Raw genomic sequence first — 1,587 nt, 5'->3', positions numbered from 1 at the left:
GAGGTGACAAACTATAAACAGTCAAGAGAATTTTGAAATTTTTTTGAATTGTAAAAATGGGTAACTTTAATAAGCCATCTGAATACATCGTATTTCAGATGGGAGAAATTAGTATTAATCCACTAGAGATTAACGAAGTTTCTGTGCATTAAAGTCGATATCTTGCCTCTCCAATGCGTAGATGACTCTAATAAGCTTTTTGGCTACATGAGTAATGGCTACTCGATGTGGTTTGCCTTCTCCGCGTTTCTTGGCATAGTAAGTTGCAAATGTCATGTCAAAGCGGATTAACGGTAGACAACAATTGATAAGTGTGTAGCGGAGCTGGGATGATCCACGCTTAACCATCTTACCTCCGTGAGATTCAGTACCAGATTCGTTGATTCCTGGTTCTATTCCAGCAAATGCAAGCATTTGTCCTGGATTAGTGAAGTTAGATATATCGCCGTATTCAGAATAGATTACAGCTGCTGATAATGGTCCGATTCCAGGAACTGACATATAGTGAGGATGTACTTCTTCAATTAGTTTGTTGATTTCTTTTTCAATGGTATTAATCTCTTTTACAAGGGATTTGTATAAAGATAAAAGACTGTTCAGCTCTACATCAAAAATAGAGTTATTTACACCAACAGTATTGGCAGCAAGTTCTTTTAGTCGTAGAAATTGCTGTGGTGAAAACTTCCCCCGGGATAAGGAACGTAGCTTTTCATAAGAGGCTGAGTTCATACGAGCCATCTTTTCAGCAGAACCATAGTTTTCAAGCAGATAGAGAGCAGTTTTGGATAAGCGTTCATTAAAGAATGGTTTAAACTCAGGGAATGTATGATCTAACACATTTGTGATTTTAATAAGATAGAAAGAACGCTGTCGGATAAGTTTATCGCGTAAACGAGTTAATGACTTTAAAGAGTAAGCGTGGTAAAATCCTTTTGAATGGGGTTTGTATTCAACAGTCATTAACCAACGAGCTATTGATTCGCAGTCAACAGAGTCGGTTTTTGTACGCCTAAGTGTTTTTGATTTCTTGTATTCACTGATGAGAACAGGATTTACTTCCATGAAGGTTAGGAGAGAATTTTCAAGGAAGAGTTCAAGATTGAGAGCATAATGGGCAGTTGATTCAAACCCTATTCTTATGTCAGCAGGATTTGCGAGAGAATGAATGATTGTAAGCAGTTCATTAAAGCCGGCTTTATTGTTTTTGATTGTGACTTTAGAAACTACTTTTTGATCAGCTGCAGAAATGATGCAGCAATCATGTTTGTACTTGGAAATATCAATTCCAATAAAGTACATTGACATAGGTTTATACCTCCTGATAAATATTTTGAGCACTGCTGTCTTCCACAGAGAATTCGGCTGTGTAATCACGTAAATAAAAACGTCGATGCGTTAACAAACTGATTAACAGTAATAGACGAAAAGCTGTGGTCTGAGTCACCTCATACCAGTCAAAGCTGTAAAGTTATAGATACAGATCCACAGTGCCTTTTCAAAATATATCAGAGATGGAAATAAATACCCAGTGTTAACTGGGAGAAAGGAAAAATCCAATTACCATCTAAGATAATTGGATTATACGTG

At 36.8% G+C, this 1,587-nt stretch carries 1 protein-coding gene; it reads right to left on the bottom strand.

The annotated features are described in order from the left end of the window. Positions 1–129: 129 nt before the first annotated feature. A complete protein-coding gene (locus DXD92_RS18285) occupies positions 130–1,305 on the bottom strand; it encodes an IS110 family transposase (RefSeq protein ID WP_118595432.1) in 1,176 nt (391 codons plus the stop codon). Positions 1,306–1,587: the final 282 nt, after the last annotated feature.

This window comes from Blautia sp. TM10-2 (assembly GCF_003480845.1).
GTDB lineage: Bacteria > Bacillota > Clostridia > Lachnospirales > Lachnospiraceae > Fusicatenibacter > Fusicatenibacter saccharivorans.
This window is presented reverse-complemented; position numbering and strand designations above follow the sequence as displayed.

Excerpts from the sequence above, each read along its gene's own strand:
- DXD92_RS18285 (WP_118595432.1), bottom strand. The coding sequence starts at position 1,305 with ATGTCAATGTACTTTATTGGAATTGATATTTCCAAGTACAAACATGAT.